Raw genomic sequence first — 15723 nt, 5'->3', positions numbered from 1 at the left:
CGGCAGACGAGCCAGGCCCAGCCGCGGCTCCAGCTCCTGCAGGTGGGGCGTCGGTCACGCGTTCTCCTTCTCTCGGGCGTCGAGCGCGTCACCGGAGGCGGCACTGCCGCGCGCAGCCCGGCGACGTGCACGGATCTTCGTGAACGCGGCCCCCGCGACGGCGATCACCAGAACCACGTACAGCGTCACCGTGATCCCGCTCGACACGAGGATCGACGGGTCGCCCTCGCTGACGAGCAGCGCCCGGCGGAACTCCGTCTCGGCGAGCGGGCCGAGGATGATCGCGATCAGCATCGGCGCGACCGGCAGGCCGTAGCGGCGCATGAGGAACCCGATCAGCCCGATCACGGTGACGAGCGCCAGGTCGAGGATCTTGCTGCTCGTCGCGTAGACGCCGAGCATCGCGAAGACGGTGATGCCCGCGTAGAGGTAGTGCCGCGGCACCTTGAGCAGCTTCGCCCAGAGCGGCGCGAACGGCAGGTTGAGGATGAGCAGCACGACCATGCCGACGAAGAAGCTCGCGAGCAGGGCCCAGACGAGGTCCGGCGCGCGGTCGAACAGCAGCGGTCCCGGCTGCAGGCCGTACTGGCGGAACGCGGCCAGCAGGATCGCCGCGGTGGCCGACGTGGGGAGGCCGAGCGCCAGCAGCGCGCCCATCGCGGTGCCGGCGGTCGCGTTGCCGGCCGCCTCCGGTCCGGCGACGCCCTGGATCGCGCCGCGGCCGAACATCGGCGACTTGCGACGTGCGTCGAGGCGCTTCTCCGTGCCGTAGGCGAGGAACGTCGGCACCTCGGCCCCGCCGACCGGGATGATCCCGAAGGGGATGCCGATCGCCGTGCCGCGCAGCCAGGCGGGCGCGGCGAGCCGCAGCTCGCGCCGCGACAGCCAGAGGCGACCGGTCGAGCGCAGCAGCTGGGTCTCGTCGCGGGAGCCGCGGCGGGCGGCGACGCTGAACACCTCGCCGAGGGCGAGCAGGCCGACCGTGATGACGACGATGTCGATGCCGTCGAACAGCTCGGGCACGCCGGCCGTGAAGCGCGAGGCGCCCGAGATGCCGTCGATGCCGACGACCGAGATCGCCAGGCCGATCGCGAGGGCGCCGAGGCCCCGGACGACCGACTCGGTCACGACCGCCGAGATCGCCACGAAGGCGAACACTGCCAGCGCGAGGTACTCGGCCGGCCCGAACAGGGTGGCCAGCTCGGCGAGCCGCGGCGCGAAGAACACCACGAGGATCGACGCGATGATGCCGCCGATGAAGGCGCCGATCGCCGACGTGGCGAGCGCCTGGGCGGCCCGCCCGCTCGTGGCCATCTTGTGGCCCTCGATCGTGCCGGCGATGGCCGTGCTGTTGCCCGGGGTGTTCATCAGGATGCCCGAGATCGAGTCGCCGAACAGGCCGCCGAAGAGCACCCCGGCGAACATGATGAAGGCGCCGATCGGGTCGAGCGAGAAGGTGACCGGCAGGAGGAGCGCGACGGCCATCGCGGAGCCGAGGCCGGGCAGCACGCCCACCGCGGTCCCGAGCAGGGCGCCGATGAGCACCCAGAGCATGTTGATCGGCGTGAGGACGGTGACGAAGCCGTCGCCGAGGTTCGCGAGCGACTCCATCAGAGGATCCCTCCCAGGACGCCCGGAGGCAGGTTGAGGCCGAGACCGGCCGAGAAGGCGAGCTGCACGATCGAGGAGATCGCGAGCGACAGGGGGATGTCGAACAGCGGTCGCTGGCTGCCCAGCGCCCGGGCGACGCCCCAGAACAGCAGGGCGCCCGAGAGCAGCCAGCCGAGCGGGGTGAGCGCCGCGATGAACACGACGACGGTGAGCAACGCGCCGAGCAGCGCGCGGTGGTTGCTCGTCGGGCGGAGCGCCTGCGGCTCCCCCTCCTCGTCGAGCACGAGGTCGTCGTCGGGCTGGCCGGGCGCCGCGGGCTGCGCGACCTCGACGCTCTCCGACTCCGGCTTGCGGAGCACGTCGATCGCGAGCAGCAGGGCGAGCACGATCACCAGCGCGGCGATCAGCGAGGGGAAGACCTGCGGGCCGGGCGAGGCCGTGTTGGCGGGCACCTCCATCGTCACCGTGCCGACCACGAGGCCGAGCCCGATGACGAGCATGAGCGCCGGGACGATGAGCCCGGTGCGGCGGCGCCAGAAGCCGTCGGCGACGACCACGGCGCGGCGGGTGACCGAGACGGTCCGGATGACGCCGCTCACAGGCCCAGCTCCTCGATGATCGCGTCGACACGGGCCTGGTCCTCGGCGATGAACTCGACGAAGTCGTCGCCGGTCACCACCGCCGGCTCCCACGAGTTGCGGCGCAGGGTGTCCTGCCACTCGTCGGACGCGACCATCTCGTCGATGATCGCGACGAGCTCGTCCCGCTCGGCGGTCGTGATGCCGGCCGGGGCGACGATGCCGCGCCAGTTGGGCAGGTTCACGTCGATCCCCTGCTCGATGAAGGTGGGGGCGTCGATCCCGTCGACGGGCTCCTCGGCCGAGAGGGCGAGGGCGCGCAGGTTGCCGGCCTCGATCTGGTCGCTGAACTCGTTGTAGCCGCTCACGCCGATCTCGACCGTGCCCGACAGCAGCGCGGTGAGCACCTCGCCGCCGCCCGGGTACGAGACGTAGTTGATCTCGCCGGGGTCGACGCCGACCTCGCGGGCGAACAGCCCCGCGAGCAGGTGGTCGGTGCCGCCCAGCCCGCCGCCGCCGATCGCGTGGCTGGAGGGCGCCTCCTGCCAGGCCTCGACGAAGTCGTCGATGGTCTCGTAGGGCGAGTCCTCGGGCACGATGAAGACCTCGTAGTCCTCGGCGAGCTTGGCGATCGGCGTCGTGTCCTCGAGGTCCACGGCCGACCCCTGCACCGTGATCGCGCCCTCCATGACCGTGCCGGTCATCATGAGGTTCGTCGGGTCGGGGTCGAAGTCGGCGAACTGGGTCAGGCCGATGGTGCCGCCCGCGCCGGGCACGTTGACCACCTGGACGTTGTTCACGATGGAGGCGGCCCGCAGCGCCTGCTGCGCCTCCCGGGCCGCGAGGTCCCAGCCTCCGCCGGGCGCGGCCGGGGCCATCACCGTCAGCTTGGCTCTCGGATCGGCTCCCGCGGTGCCGTCCCCGGCGTCCACGGCGGCGAAGCCGACGAGCGCGGCGGTGACGGCGACGCCGACTCCCCCGAGCAGGCGGCGCCGCGTCTTGTCGTTCGGTCTGGCCACGTTCACTCCCTTGTGACGTCGGACGGGCATCCACTAGGTGGATGTCTGTGTCCGCCTGATGGTAGCTTCGCGTCGAGACATCGTGCAAGGCGGACCGCACAGGACGGTCCGGAGGCGCGGGTCGGGACGAGAGGTCGGCGATGGTCACGGAAGCGAGCGGGGTCCGCGCCGTCAGCCGCGCCCTCGACGTGCTGCAGGCGTTCACGCCCGAGCGCACCTCCCTGTCGGTCGGCGAGCTCGTCACGGCGTCCGGGCTGCCCCGGACGACCGTGCTGCGCCTGGTCGAGACCCTCGTCGCCGAGCGCATGCTGCAGCACGTCGCCGGCGGCCGCGTGGCCGTCGGCACCCGGCTGATCCGCTGGGGCGCCTTCGCCGCCGCCGCCTGGACCGTGCCCGAGGCGACCGCCGCACGCATGGCCGAGCTGGCCGCCGAGACGGGCGAGACCGTCAGCCTCTACGTGCGCAACGGCACGACCCGCGTCGTCGTCGCCCAGTCGCCGAGCCCGCACTCGCTGCGGCACGTCGTCCAGGTCGGCGACGAGCTGCCGCTGTGGAAGGGCGCCGCCGGCATGGTGCTGCTGAGCTCGGTCGCGCCGGAGGAGCTCGGCGCCGAGGTGGCGGCGCTGGCCGCTGCGGTCGCCGGGTCGAGTGCCAGTGCCGCGTCCGGATCCGGGGCCGGCCCGCATGTCGGGTCCGCTGCCGAGGACGTCGACGAGGAGGCGCTTGTCGCCCGCGTCGAGCAGGCCCGGGCCGCCGGGTGGTCGCTGTCGCACGGCGTCCGCGAGCCGGGCAACAGCGGCATGGCGGTCCCGGTCCCGAGCCGCGACGGAGCGCAGCCCGTGGCGCTGGCGCTCGGCGGCCCGACCAGCCGGTTCACCGACGAGGCGACCGCGGCTTTCCTCGGGGCGCTGCAGGCCGCCTCCTCGGACATCGCCCGCACCGGGCTGCCGCCCGCCCTCGACTGACCCAGGCCCCCGGCCCGGGCGACGTCGCCGCGGGTCACCACCCCGACCGACAGGAGCGACGATGCCCCAGCCCGACCCGCAGCAGCCCGAGACCGCCGGATCCCCCGCACCCGGGCCCGTCGACACCGGGCCCGAAGCCTGGCCCGCCGCGGGCGAGCTGCCCGTCGCGACGATCTCGGACGCGATGGAGCGCTTCGGCGTCGCCGACGGCATCCGTCCGCTCTGGCGCGGAGCAGCCCTGTCGGGGCGCGCCTTCACCGTCTGGACCCGCCCCGGCGACAACGCCGGCCTGCACGCCGCGTTCGAGCAGATCAGGAGGGGCGAGATCCTCGTCGTCTCCGGCGGCGGCGACGAGACGCGGGCGCTGATCGGCGAGCTCGTCGCCGAGAAGGCGCTCGCGCTGGGGGTCGGCGGCATCGTGCTCGACGCGGCCGCCCGCGACGTGGTCGAGCTGGAGCGGGTGGGAGTCCCCGTGTTCGCCCGGGCCGTGACTCCTGCCGGGCCGTGGAAGACCGGCCCGTACCGGCTCGGCGAGACCGTGGCCGTCGGCGGGGTCGCCGTGGCTCCGGGCGACTGGGTCGTCGGCGACGACGACGGTGTGGCGATCGTGCCCGCGGGTCGCGTCGAGGACGTGGTCGCGGCGACGCACGAGCTGCTGCGAGGCGAGGGCGAGCGGCGCGAGGCGAACCGGCGGCTGGTGCCGCGTGGCTGAGAGCGCGGCCGAGTCCGCCCGGCCCGTCGTGTGGGTGCCGCGGCCGATCGACGACGCGGTCGTGGAGTCCCTGGCGGAGTGGGCCGACGTGCGCCTCGGCTGGGGCGCGACGGCCGCCTCCTGGGCTGACGTCGCTCCGGAGGTGCAGGGCGTCCTGCTCCGCACCGCCCGCGTCGACGGGGCGATGATGCGCGAGGCCCCGCAGCTGCGGATCGTGGCGCGGCACGGGGTCGGGCTCGACACCGTCGACGTCGCCGCGGCTGCCGAGTTCGGCATCGAGGTCACGACGACGCCCGCGGCCAACAGCCGGTCGGTCGCGGAGCTCGCCGTCGCGCTGCTGATGATCACGCGCCGCGGGCTGGGCCCGGCGCTCGCGACAGCCGGTTTTGGTGCTGGTGCTGGGTCGAGTGGGACCGCGCCTGCCGATCGGGCGTCGATGACCGGACGCGAGCTCTCCGGAGCCACCCTCGGCCTGCTCGGCTACGGCCGCATCGCGCAGCTCGTCGCCGGCATCGCCCGCGACGGACTCGGCATGCGCGTCGTCGCGCACGACCCGCACCTCGACGACGAGGCGATCCGCGAGGCCGGAGCCGAGCCCGCCGGTCTCGACGACCTGCTCCGCACCTCCGACGCCCTCAGCGTCCACGTGCCCCTCACCGACGCGACCCGCGGTCTGCTCTCGGCCCGCGAGCTGGCGCTGCTCCCCGCGGGAGCGGTCGTGGTCAACACCTCCCGCGGAGGCATCGTCGACGAGGAGGCGCTGGTCGCCGCCCTGGAGTCCGGTCACCTCGCGGGAGCCGGCCTCGACGTCACCTCGGTCGAGCCCCTGCCCGGCGACCACCCCCTGCGGCACCGCCCCGACGTCGTGCTCACGCCGCACGTCGGCGGGCAGACCCGCGAGGCGATGTCCCGCGTCGGCCACGAGGCCGCCGCCCACCTCCGGCGTGTGCTCCTCTCGCCCAGCTGAACCGGCAGGAACTGCTGCCCGCCGCCCCCTCCCGAGCGTTCTCCGACGGCTCACCGATCGAGTGGTCAGGAACTGCTGTTCTCGGCCCCACGAAGAGCACTTCCTGACCACTCGACGCCGGCGCGACTCCCCCGCCGCTCGACGAGAGTCCCCAGATCGACTTCCCCCGCACCTCCCGAGGTCGATCTGGGGCCTCTCGTCCACCCCGCCCCCGCGAGTGGTCCGAATTCGGTCCTCCGGCAGCCCCCTGAGGACTCTTCCTCCCGGCACACCGACCGAGTGGTCTGGAACTGTTCTCTGCCACCCCATGAGGAACCTTTCCTGACCACTCGAGCGACGAGGGCGAGCCGGTCGGCTAGCCGACGACGGCGAGGACGCCCGTGGCCACGAGGGTGATGGCCGTGGTCCAGACGACGATGGCGACGGCCTGCCAGAGGATCACCCACCCCTTCGGCACTCCCGACGCGACGAACGTGGCGGCCGTGATCATGGTCGGCAGCGCCAGCGGGGCGAGGAGGCTCGCTCCGGGCACCCCGAACTTGACGAGCCAGCGCCGCAGCCGCGCCTTGCCCTTGCTCTCGGGCACCGCCTCCGTCGGCTCGACCGATCCCGCCGCGACGGGAGCCGGTGTCGATGCGGCAGCGCCGGCACGTCCCGACGCAGACGCAGCCTCCCCCGCCGGGGCCGGCGCTGCCGTGGACTCGGCCTGCCCCTCGGACCACGAGCCGGCGGGCACGGCGACCGCCACCGCACCCGAGGCCCCGGCCGCCTGCGCACGGCGACCGGCACGCCTCCGGACCACCGCCTCCCTGATCCGCGACCCCAGCAGCACCACGACGACGACGCACAGCAGGTTGCCCGCCATGCCGGCGAGCGCCGCGACGACCGGGTGCACGCCTCCGATGACGCCCAGTGCGGCGGAGGCCTCGCCCTCGATGAACGGGACGGCTCCCGCGAGGGCGATGACGAGCGGCTGCACCGCGTCGGGAACCTGGCTCATGAGTTCCTGGACCCAGCCGAACGTGTCGGCGGTGGACGTGACGGTGGCCGTGACGGCCGGGATGCCGGCAGCCGAGGAGGCGATGAGGACGGGGCGGGACATGGAGGTCTCCAGAGAGGGTCTCGTGCAGGACGGTAAGGGGGAAGGGCGACGAACGGGCGGGCGAAGTAGGGGGGCGAAGAACCGAAGGAGGAGGGGCGCGGGACCGAGCAGCGGCTCAGTCGCGCAGCGACGGCAGCACGACGCTGACGAACAGCGTGTTCGAGAGCACGGAGGCGGCGACCGCGGCAGCCGAGGCCGCGACGGCCTCGCCCGTGGCGGCGGCACCCCACTCGCCGCGCTGCAGCTGCTGCCCGCGGGTGTAGAGCGCGCCCGACCAGGGCAGGTCGCGGTGCAGCGCGGGCAGCGCGCCGCTGGCCGAGAGCAGGGCGGCGAGCGCCCCGGACCGCGGCGACGGCACCTGGTCGTCGAGCAGCACGGGCCGCACGAGGGCGAGCAGTTCGTCGCGCCGACCGGTGCCGCCGTCGACCAGGGCGGTCATCGGGATGAAGCCGAGCATCTTGCGAGCCTCGCGCCGCAGCGTCCCGCGCTCGACGACGCGGTCGATCATCGGCGCACGGAGCCCCGGTCCGATCTCGAGCACGAGCGACCGCAGGTCGGTCGGCTTGCCGGCGAGACGCCGCCAGGTCGCCGCGATCAGCGGATCGGCGGGCTCGCGTCCCTCGACGGCGTGGACCAGGCGTCCCCGCAGCGCCGACGTGTGCTCGTCGATGGCGACGGCGCCGTCGAGCGCGAGCTCGGTGAGCACGGCCCCGGCGAGGGTGTGCATGAGCGGCATCCCCTCCGAGCGGATCGTGCCCGACTCCGGGTCGAAGAGCAGCACGAGCACGTCCTCGGCGAGCAGGGGCGCGGTCGCGAGGGAGGTGGCGGAGGGGTCGGTCTCGGTCATGGTCGTGTCCTCGGGTCGTGTTCGGGTGCAGGCGCAGGCGCAGGCGCAGGCACTCCCCCGGCAGCGGCGGAGGCGGAGGCGGAGGGAACGGAGCCGGAGGGCACGGACGCAGCCGGCCCGCCTGCCTCCGCCGCGTCCAGCGCGGCCTCGAGCGCCTCCAGGTCGTCGTCCTTGCCGGCCGAGACGAGGTAGGCGCGGTAGAGCACCTCGAGCTGGGCCTGGTTGTACAGCTCGGTGACGGCGGCGCCGACCGTGGCGGTCGCCGACTCGACGCCGTGGACCGCCTGCTCACGCGGGTCGGTGAGCCACGGGTAGGTCTCGAACAGCCGGCCCATGGCGGGGGCGAGCGAGGCTCCGAGACGGCGGCGGGTCGCTCGATCGGCGTCCGGGGTCAGCGCGTCGAAGGCGTCGTCGTCGGAGGTGCGGGGCTCGTCCCGCAGGATCGTCCGGAGGTCCTGCATGGCCGACTCGTCGTAGACCCGCGACCAGATCATCACGAGCGACCGGTCGGCCTCGCTGAGGTGGCGGCCGACGTCGCTGAAGCCGGCGGGCAGCTCGGCAGGCGAACGGTGCTGCATGATCAGCGCGAGCTCGCCGCGGATGCGCTGCAGCCGTCCGATCGTGGCCTCGAGCTCGGCGTCGAGCACGCGGAAGGCCCCGTCGGGGTCGTCGCCGGCGTTGCCGAGTGCTTGGACCTGGGCGAGGGGCACGCCGAGCTCGGTCAGCCGGGTGATCTGCAGCAGGCGGACCAGGTGCCGCACCTCATACTGCTTGTAGCCGTTGCCGAGCCGTTCCGGCTCGTCGAGCAGCCCGAGCTGGTGGTAATAGCGGACGCTCTTGACGGTGGTGCCGGCCATCTCGGCCAGCTGTCGTGTGCTCCAGGCCATGGTCGCCTCCTCGTCGGTGTCTGTGCCGACGCGTGTCGGCGGCTACTGACGAGTAGAGACCATGCCCCCGGGGCACGGTCAAGCGTCGATCGGAGAAGTCGCCGACCGGTCGAGCCCGCCCTCAGCCGAGCGGTCGAGAACGGTCCTCCCCCGACCGGCGGAGGACCGCACCTGACCACTCGACGAACGCGGGCAAGGTCGCCACGTCGCTCCGAGGCCTCTCACCCTGCTGCGCGACCGGTGAACCGGCAGACATCGCTGCCCCCGGCCCCGACGAGAGCACTTCTCGCCGGTTCACCCGCCGAGCAGCCGAATCCCTCCGGCTCACCGCCGCCCCCTAGGCTCAGCCCGTGTTGTTCTCGCCGCCGCCGGAGCCGGCGCCCTCCGACCCCGTGCTGGTGGCACCGACCCTCTACCGGATGTCGCTGCCGAGCGACCCCGGAGTCGTGCGCGGCTGGTTGTCCGTAGCCCGGGAATGGACGTGGGATGTGGAGGGCCCCTGGTGGAGCCGGCGGCGCGTGCGGCCCCACCTCTTCGCGGAGTGGGCGCTGAACTGGACCGAGGACCTGGACTACGGCAGCTTCTACTCCGATCCCGACTACGAGAATCCACACTCCTGTGGTCTGCCGCTCGGCACGGCGGACCTCGAGGAGGTCGACCGTGGCGAGTTCACGTTCGGCGGGCACGTCCTGGCCCTGGACCTCGTCGACCCCCAGGACGAGCCCGAGGTCTGGCACGCGCGATGGGACTCCTGCGCCGGTTGACCTCGACCTCCGATCTGGGCCCTGAACCGGCGGGAACGGTTCTCGGAAGGCGCTGAGACAGCACTTCGTGCCGGTTCACGCAGCCGGGCAGCCCGAGCCGAGCTGTCACCCCCGCTACACCTGTCGTCCACATCCCCCTGCTCTGATGCCCGAGGCCCGCCCCGATCACGGGGGCGGCGCCTCCACGACCACGAAGGACCAGGATGACCACCACCCCCACCGCCGCACGACGCCCGCGCCACCGCGCCCGCGTCGCCGCGGCGCTCCTGCTCGTCACGGCCACCGCCGTCGGAGCCACGAGCACCGCCACGTCGGCCCGTGCCGACGACGCCGTCCCGCTGCTGACCACCGAGTCGACCGCGTGGAGCTACCTCGAGACCGGGGTCGACCCCTCGGCCGGCAGCGCCGACCCGCTCAGCTGGACCGCCGACGACTTCGACGACTCCGCCTGGAAGAACGCCCAGGGCAGCTTCGGCGCCAAGGGCGGCAAGGCGACCGGCATGGGCGGCGGCTACGCCGTCGACACCCTGCTGCAGCAGTACCTCCCGGGCGGCACCGTCGACGTGCCGACCTACTTCTTCCGCAGCTCCCTCGACCTCACCGCCGACCAGCTCGCGGGCTGGAAGTCGCTGACCGCGGACGTCGTCTACGACGACGCGCTCGTCGTCTACGTCAACGGCACGAAGGTCGTCGGCTACGAGGACTCCCGCGTCGCCGAGCACGACGGCAACGTCGGCTACGCGGGCGACGGCGGCGGCGACCCCGACCGCTCGACGTTCACGATCGACCCGGCCCTGCTGCACGCGGGCGAGAACACCGTCTCGGTCGCGCTCTACCAGGACCGCTCGACCAGTTCGGACATCTACTTCGACTTCCTCTCGCTCACCCCCGTCTCGGCGAGCGCCGAGGCCACCATCAGCGACGTGTTCCTCAACATCGGGGCCGACGAGTCGCAGCGTGCGGTGTCGTGGTACTCCGACTCGACCAGCGCCGAGGAGGCGCAGCTCGCGCTCACGAAGGACGTGACGGGCGGTGCCTTCCCGGCCCGCGCCTCCTCGTTCCCCTCCACCAGCGGGACCGCGACCGACGGGCAGAACTGGCACCACGCGACGCTGACCGGCCTCGTCCCGAGCACCTCGTACAGCTACCGCGTCGGCAGCGACGCCGACGGCTGGTCGGAGACGTACACGTTCGAGACGCAGGCGACCGGCGACTACGGCTTCCTGTTCATCGGCGACGCGCAGATCGGCGCGGGCGAGACCGTCGCCGACACGGCCGGCTGGGTCGAGACGATGGGCAAGGCGTCGGGCGAGTTCCCCGACACGAGCTTCGTGCTGAGCGCGGGCGACCAGGTCAACACGGCCTCGAACGAGCTGCAGTACGACGGGTTCCTCGCGCCGTCGCAGACGAAGTCGCTGCCGTTCGCGACGAACATCGGCAACCACGACGTCGCGAGCAAGGCCTACGAGCAGCACTTCGCGATGCCGAACGTCAGCGAGACGGCGGGCCGGCCGGACGCGAACCGGGCCGGCGGCGACTACTGGTTCCTCTACCAGGACACGCTCTACATCTCGTTCAACTCGAACGACCGTGACGACGCCGGCCACGCCGACTTCGCCCGGAAGGTCATCGCCGAGCACGGCGACGAGGCCCGCTGGACCGTCGTCACGTTCCACCACTCGGTCTACAGCGTCGCCTCGCACGCGACCGACGGCGACATCGTCACGCGTCGTGCCGAGCTGCCCCCGGTGATGAGCGAGCTCGACGTCGACCTGGTGCTGATGGGCCACGACCACGTCTACGTCCGCAGCTACCTGATGAGCGGCATGACGCCGGTGCACACCGACGAGCCGGTCGACGGCACGGTCACGCCCGAGGGCGACGAGGTGCTCTACGTCACGGCGAACTCGTCGAGCGGCAGCAAGTACTACGACATCCAGTCGCAGGACTTCGCCTTCAGCGCCGTGCAGAACCAGGAGTACACGCCGAACTTCACCAACGTCGAGGTGACCGCCGACTCCATCGCGATGACGACGTACCGCACCGCGGACCTGTCGGTCGTCGACGAGGTGACGCTGTCGCGTCCGGCCGACCCGACGGAGCCTCCCGTCGATCCGACGGACCCGACGACCCCGCCGGTCGACCCCACCACGCCTCCGGTCGACCCGACGACGCCGCCCGTCGACCCGGGCACCGGCGAGCCCACGGCGGTGCCGCTCTCCGAGCTGACGGAGGCGACGCACACGCTGGTCGTGACCGCCGTCGACGAGGCGGAGGGCACGCTCACCGCGACCGTCCCACGTCGTCTCGCCGGTGCGGCGCTCGACTGGTTCGTCCACTCGGAGCCCGTCTACCTCGGTGACGACCCCAGCGACGACGACGGGGTGCTCACGCTGCGCCTCCCCGAGGGCCTCGGAGCCGGCACCCACACCCTCGTCGGCCAGACCGACGCCACGGGAGCCGAGACCTGGGGCACCTTCGAGCTGACGGCCGCCTCCGACCCGCTCCCGGGCACGCCGGGTGCCGGCGCGGGTGCGGGTACGGGTTCCGAAGCCGGCACGGGTGCGGGCACGTCGGCCGGAGGCTCGACCGCCACGGCGCAGGCCGACGGCACGCTCGCCTTCACCGGCAGCGACGCCCTCCCCCTCGCCGCGGGTGCCCTGCTCGTGCTGCTCGCCGGTCTCGCGCTGGTCGTGAGGGCCCGCCGCCGCCGCGCGTAGCGCCGGCGCCCTCCCTCGAGAGGCCCCGAATCGACCTCCGAGCCCCTCGGAAGGTCGATCCGGGGCCTCTCGTCCGTCCGCGTGGCGGTGAACCGGCGCGAACGGTTCTCGGGAGGCGCCAGGACAGCAGTTCGTGCCGGTTCAGCGCCTATAGAAGGGCCTCAGGCGAAGGAGGCGCCCGTCTCGTGCCCGAGGAACGTCCACATCCACGTCAGCGCCAGCTCCGACGTCAGCCCTGGGGCCTTCTGTGCGAGCTGCGTCGCGACTCCGTCGCTGTATGCGGCTAGCTTCAACGCCACCTCCGACGCACGATCGGCGGGCCCCTCGTCCGGGCCGGCAGCCCAGACGCCGTCCGGACCAGCGGCCCCGGCCCCGTCCGGACCAGCAGCCCCGGCCGCGGCCCCGTCACCGTCCGGACGCGCAGCTCCAGCTCCGGCCCCGGCCCCGAGCGCCGGGAACGCGCCCGACTCGGCCCCGCGCCGCAGCGTCCGCGTGAGGCATGCCTCCCAGACGCGGATCCGTTCCACGTACTCCGCGGCGACCGCGGGCTTCCGCGCGACGGCCGTCCAATAGTCCGACCAGAGCCGCCAGTGCTCGTCGCTCGCGTCCGTCGCGGCGAAGAGCGGCTCGACGAGCATCCGCACGCCGGCGACCGGGTCCGGCTCGGCGTCGACGGCCTCGATGATCGACGAGTAGAAGCGGGCCGTCTCGAGCACGACCACCTCGTTCAGGATCTCCGCGACGCTCTCGAAGTGGTAGGTCACCGTGCCCACCGAGACGCCCGCCTCCCCCGCGATGTCGCGCAGCCGCGTGCCGCCGAGCCCCTCGCGCAGGATGACGCCGCGCGCCGCCTCCACGATCAGCGCCCGCCGCACGGCCGGCTTCTGCCGCCCGCCGCCCGCGGCGACAGCTGCGCCCGTAGACACGCCCGCAGTAGCACCAGCGCCGGTACCGCCACCGGCACCGGCACCAGCAGTGCCAGCCGCACCCGCACCCGCACCCGCACCCGAGGAGGCGCGGGTCCCGTCCCCGGCCCCGCTCACGCCGACGTCCTCGGCACCCGGTCCTCGAACTGCCGCGAGGCGACCACGACGACCGGCGCCTCCGGCCCGCCGTCGCGAGCCCAGGCCTGGACCGTGTTGACGACGACGAACTCGTCCCGCGTCGCCGTGAGCCGCAACGTCGTCTCGAGCCACGCCTTCCACCCGGGCTTCTCGAGCCCGATCGCCCAGCGCGACTCCGCCGAGGCCGACAGCGGGTCGCCGTCGGTGATCCGGTAGGTCTCGCGGCTGTCCTCGGTGAAGACGAGCCCGTCGGGATAGGCGCGACCGCCGCCGTAGCCGGGGTCGACGTCGAGCACCCACTCGCCGGTGCCCACGTCGTGCGAGACGCTGCGCTGCGGCAGGTCCGACGCGGCGGGCAGCGCCCGCACGGCGAGCGGGGTCGCGCGGGTCGGCTCCTCGAAGCGCACCCCGTCGTCGCCGCTCCGCGTCCAGACCGGCAGCGTCACCGAGCTGTGCCGCGGGTCGATCGTGAGGGTCGCCTCGTCGGGGTGCGGCCAGATCCAGGGCCAGTAGGCGGACGAGACGGCCACCCGGAAGCGGTGGCCGACCGGGAAGGAATGTCCGGTCGAGACCAGCGCGACCTGCACGTCTTCCTCGACCCCCGCCTCCATCGGGTCGTTCTGATCGCGACCGTGCCGCTTGTTCAGGTTCAGGACGCCGCGGGTGACGAGCGTCGAGCTGCCGTCGGGGGCGACGTCGCAGAGTCGGACGATGACCGTGGCCGACGTCCGGTCGCTCGTCAGCGCGAGGTCGACGACGACGTTCCCCAGCAGGTCGAGGGGCGCCTCCGTGACCAGCAGGTCGAAGCACGCCGAGCGGCCGTCCTCACCGCGCTGGTCGGGCGGCAGGTCGGTGGCGTTGCCGAAGGGGAAGAAGCGTCCGGCGTCGAGGCCGGTGCTCTGCGGCGAGCGCACCGACACCGGTCCGTGCTCGCCGCCGGTGAGCAGCTCGAGCGACTCGACGTGCGCCGAAGTCGCCTCCGACGGCCACGCCTCGGCGGCGACCCAGCGGCCGGTCCGCTCGGCGTAGAACGTCGCTGGAGGCTCGGAGTCGTTGATCCAAGCCCGCAGCGCCGGCTCGTCGTCGACGCCGTTCGACTCGTCGAGCAGCCAGCGGTCCCACCAGCGCAGGGTCTCCTGCAGGAACCCGATGCCCGGCCCCGGAGCCAGCCCCCGGTCCGGGTACTGGTGCGACCACGGCCCGACGATGCCCCTGACGGGTGCGTCGAGGTTCGAGACGAGCCGCAGCACGGCGTCGCGGTACGGGTCGGCCCAGCCGCCAACGGCGAGCACGGCGGCGGTGATCGACGAGTAGTCCTCGCAGACGCTGCCGTGCCGCCAGTAGTCGTCGCGCTCCTGGTGGGCGAGCCAGGTGGGAGTCATCGGCCGGTTGTGCTCGAGCCGCTCGCGCCACCGCGCGATCCAGTCGGCGCCGACGACCTCGGGCCGTGGCGGGCGGGAGTTGAACGCGAACATCGTCCCTCCCCAGGCCGCCATGTCGATGCCCAGCACCGCGCCGCCCATGTAGTGCACGTCGTTGTCGTACCGGTCGTCGGTCGAGCACACGGTGACGATCGCCTTGAGCGCGGCGGGTGCGCGACCGGCGAGCTGGAGCGCGTTGAACCCGCCCCACGAGATCCCGAACATCCCGACGGCGCCCGTCGACCACGGCTGGGCGGCGAGCCACTCGATCAGGGCGAGGCCGTCGTCGAGCTCCTGCACGGAGTACTCGTCGTCGAACAGCCCGTCGCTCGACCCCGTGCCCCGGATGTCCACCCGCACCGACGCGTACCCCCGCGCCGCGTACCAGGGGTGCCGTTCACTGTCGCGCGGAGCCGTCCAGTCGTCGAGCCGGTACGGCAGGTACTCGAGCAGCACCGGCACCGGGTGCTCGACCCGCGGTGCCCAGATCCGCGCGTGCAGCCGCGTGCCGTCCGGCAGCGGCACCCACTCGTCGCGCACGTCGACCTCGTGCAGCACTTCGGGATCGCGAAGGAGGCGCGGGTCGCGACCGGCGGACCGGTCGCCCTGGCGCCCCTGGTCGCCCGGGTCGCCCTGGTCGCTCACGACACGCCCCCGTCGCGGAGGTGCCCGTCGCCGTCGGTGCCGTCGCCGTCGGTGCCGTCGTCGTCGGTGCCGTCGGGGCCCGGCCCGTCGGTGCGACCGCGACCGGGATCGAGGTCCTGACCGGCACCTCCTGCGCCTGCTCGGCTCCGGGCTTGCTCGCGCTCCCGCTCGCGCAGGCGGTGCAGGATGTGCTCCTCGGCGGCGATGCCGCCCTCCGCCTCCTCGTCCCTGGCTCGGTCGAGCAGGCGTGGGCCTCCGTGGACGCTGGTCCTCACGGAGCCCCTGCTCGCCACGCCCCGATCTGCGGCCTCACTGGCTCGGCCGTGCGTCCTCGGCCCACCACCGCGCAGGGTCGAGTCGCCCCTTTCGGTGTCGTGCCTGCCCCGGTCGTCCGTGCTCACGTCGTTCCTGCTCACGTCGC

General features: G+C 73.4%; 14 protein-coding genes. 5 read left to right on the top strand and 9 right to left on the bottom strand.

The features are described 5' to 3' along the window. Positions 1-54: 54 nt before the first annotated feature. From ITJ48_RS00305 to ITJ48_RS00295, 3 genes are read right to left on the bottom strand one after another with little or no spacing between them, the layout of a single operon-like run. Complete coding sequence (locus ITJ48_RS00305; RefSeq protein ID WP_194611977.1) at positions 55-1611, bottom strand: tripartite tricarboxylate transporter permease; 1557 nt, start codon at positions 1609-1611, stop codon at positions 55-57. Next, positions 1611-2210 (bottom strand): tripartite tricarboxylate transporter TctB family protein, encoded by a 600-nt coding sequence (locus ITJ48_RS00300; RefSeq protein ID WP_370544701.1) that lies wholly within the window; start codon positions 2208-2210, stop codon positions 1611-1613. The genes ITJ48_RS00305 and ITJ48_RS00300 overlap by 1 nt, the downstream gene beginning before the upstream one ends. Beyond that, entirely contained in the window at positions 2207-3208 is a 1002-nt protein-coding gene (locus ITJ48_RS00295) for a Bug family tripartite tricarboxylate transporter substrate binding protein (RefSeq protein ID WP_370544700.1), read from the bottom strand. Before ITJ48_RS00295 ends, ITJ48_RS00300 begins: the two co-directional genes overlap by 4 nt. 140 nt (positions 3209-3348) lie before the next feature. On the opposite strand from ITJ48_RS00295, the gene ITJ48_RS00290 reads away from it, so the two are divergent. The 3 genes from ITJ48_RS00290 to ITJ48_RS00280 all read left to right on the top strand — a co-directional run bounded on the left by ITJ48_RS00290 (position 3349) and on the right by ITJ48_RS00280 (position 5852). Beyond that, a complete protein-coding gene (locus ITJ48_RS00290) occupies positions 3349-4173 on the top strand; it encodes an IclR family transcriptional regulator (RefSeq protein WP_194611975.1) in 825 nt (274 codons plus the stop codon). A 61-nt stretch (positions 4174-4234) separates the two neighbouring features. Next, positions 4235-4885, top strand: coding sequence for an RraA family protein (locus ITJ48_RS00285; RefSeq protein WP_194611974.1), 651 nt, complete (start codon positions 4235-4237; stop codon positions 4883-4885). Further along, entirely contained in the window at positions 4878-5852 is a 975-nt protein-coding gene (locus tag ITJ48_RS00280; RefSeq protein WP_370544699.1) for a hydroxyacid dehydrogenase, read from the top strand. The genes ITJ48_RS00285 and ITJ48_RS00280 overlap by 8 nt, the downstream gene beginning before the upstream one ends. Before the next feature lie 355 nt (positions 5853-6207). Here ITJ48_RS00280 and ITJ48_RS00275 read toward each other — a convergent pair whose 3' ends face one another. The 3 genes from ITJ48_RS00275 to ITJ48_RS00265 all read right to left on the bottom strand — a co-directional run bounded on the left by ITJ48_RS00275 (position 6208) and on the right by ITJ48_RS00265 (position 8688). Then, on the bottom strand, positions 6208-6954 hold the full coding sequence (locus tag ITJ48_RS00275) for a small multidrug efflux protein (RefSeq protein WP_228506169.1): 747 nt from the start codon (positions 6952-6954) through the stop codon (positions 6208-6210). 115 nt (positions 6955-7069) lie between these two features. Further along, on the bottom strand, positions 7070-7801 hold the full coding sequence (locus tag ITJ48_RS00270; protein ID WP_194611973.1) for a GPP34 family phosphoprotein: 732 nt from the start codon (positions 7799-7801) through the stop codon (positions 7070-7072). After that, a complete protein-coding gene (locus ITJ48_RS00265; RefSeq protein ID WP_194611972.1) occupies positions 7798-8688 on the bottom strand; it encodes a MerR family transcriptional regulator in 891 nt (296 codons plus the stop codon). Before ITJ48_RS00265 ends, ITJ48_RS00270 begins: the two co-directional genes overlap by 4 nt. Positions 8689-9038: 350 nt before the next feature. Here ITJ48_RS00265 and ITJ48_RS00260 point away from each other — a divergent pair, with 350 nt between their 5' ends. Beyond that, the gene (locus ITJ48_RS00260; RefSeq protein WP_194611971.1) at positions 9039-9452 is read left to right on the top strand and encodes a hypothetical protein; all 414 of its coding nucleotides are present in this window, start codon (positions 9039-9041) and stop codon (positions 9450-9452) included. Positions 9453-9655: 203 nt separating this feature from the next. Next, entirely contained in the window at positions 9656-12172 is a 2517-nt protein-coding gene (locus tag ITJ48_RS00255) for an FN3 domain-containing metallophosphoesterase family protein (protein ID WP_194611970.1), read from the top strand. A gap of 161 nt (positions 12173-12333) precedes the next feature. On the opposite strand, the gene ITJ48_RS00250 is transcribed toward ITJ48_RS00255, so the two are convergent. From ITJ48_RS00250 to ITJ48_RS00240, 3 genes are all read right to left on the bottom strand, one after another. Next, positions 12334-13098, bottom strand: a complete 765-nt coding sequence (locus tag ITJ48_RS00250) for a TetR/AcrR family transcriptional regulator (RefSeq protein WP_370544698.1) — start codon at positions 13096-13098, stop codon at positions 12334-12336. Between the two features lie 113 nt (positions 13099-13211). After that, entirely contained in the window at positions 13212-15302 is a 2091-nt protein-coding gene (locus tag ITJ48_RS00245; RefSeq protein ID WP_370544697.1) for a CocE/NonD family hydrolase, read from the bottom strand. Then, positions 15299-15577 (bottom strand): hypothetical protein, encoded by a 279-nt coding sequence (locus ITJ48_RS00240; RefSeq protein ID WP_194611969.1) that lies wholly within the window; start codon positions 15575-15577, stop codon positions 15299-15301. The genes ITJ48_RS00245 and ITJ48_RS00240 overlap by 4 nt, the downstream gene beginning before the upstream one ends. Positions 15578-15723 lie beyond the last annotated feature (146 nt).

Origin of the sequence: Frigoribacterium sp. VKM Ac-2530 (assembly GCF_015350835.1) — a bacterium.
Lineage (GTDB): Bacteria > Actinomycetota > Actinomycetes > Actinomycetales > Microbacteriaceae > Frigoribacterium.
This window is presented reverse-complemented; position numbering and strand designations above follow the sequence as displayed.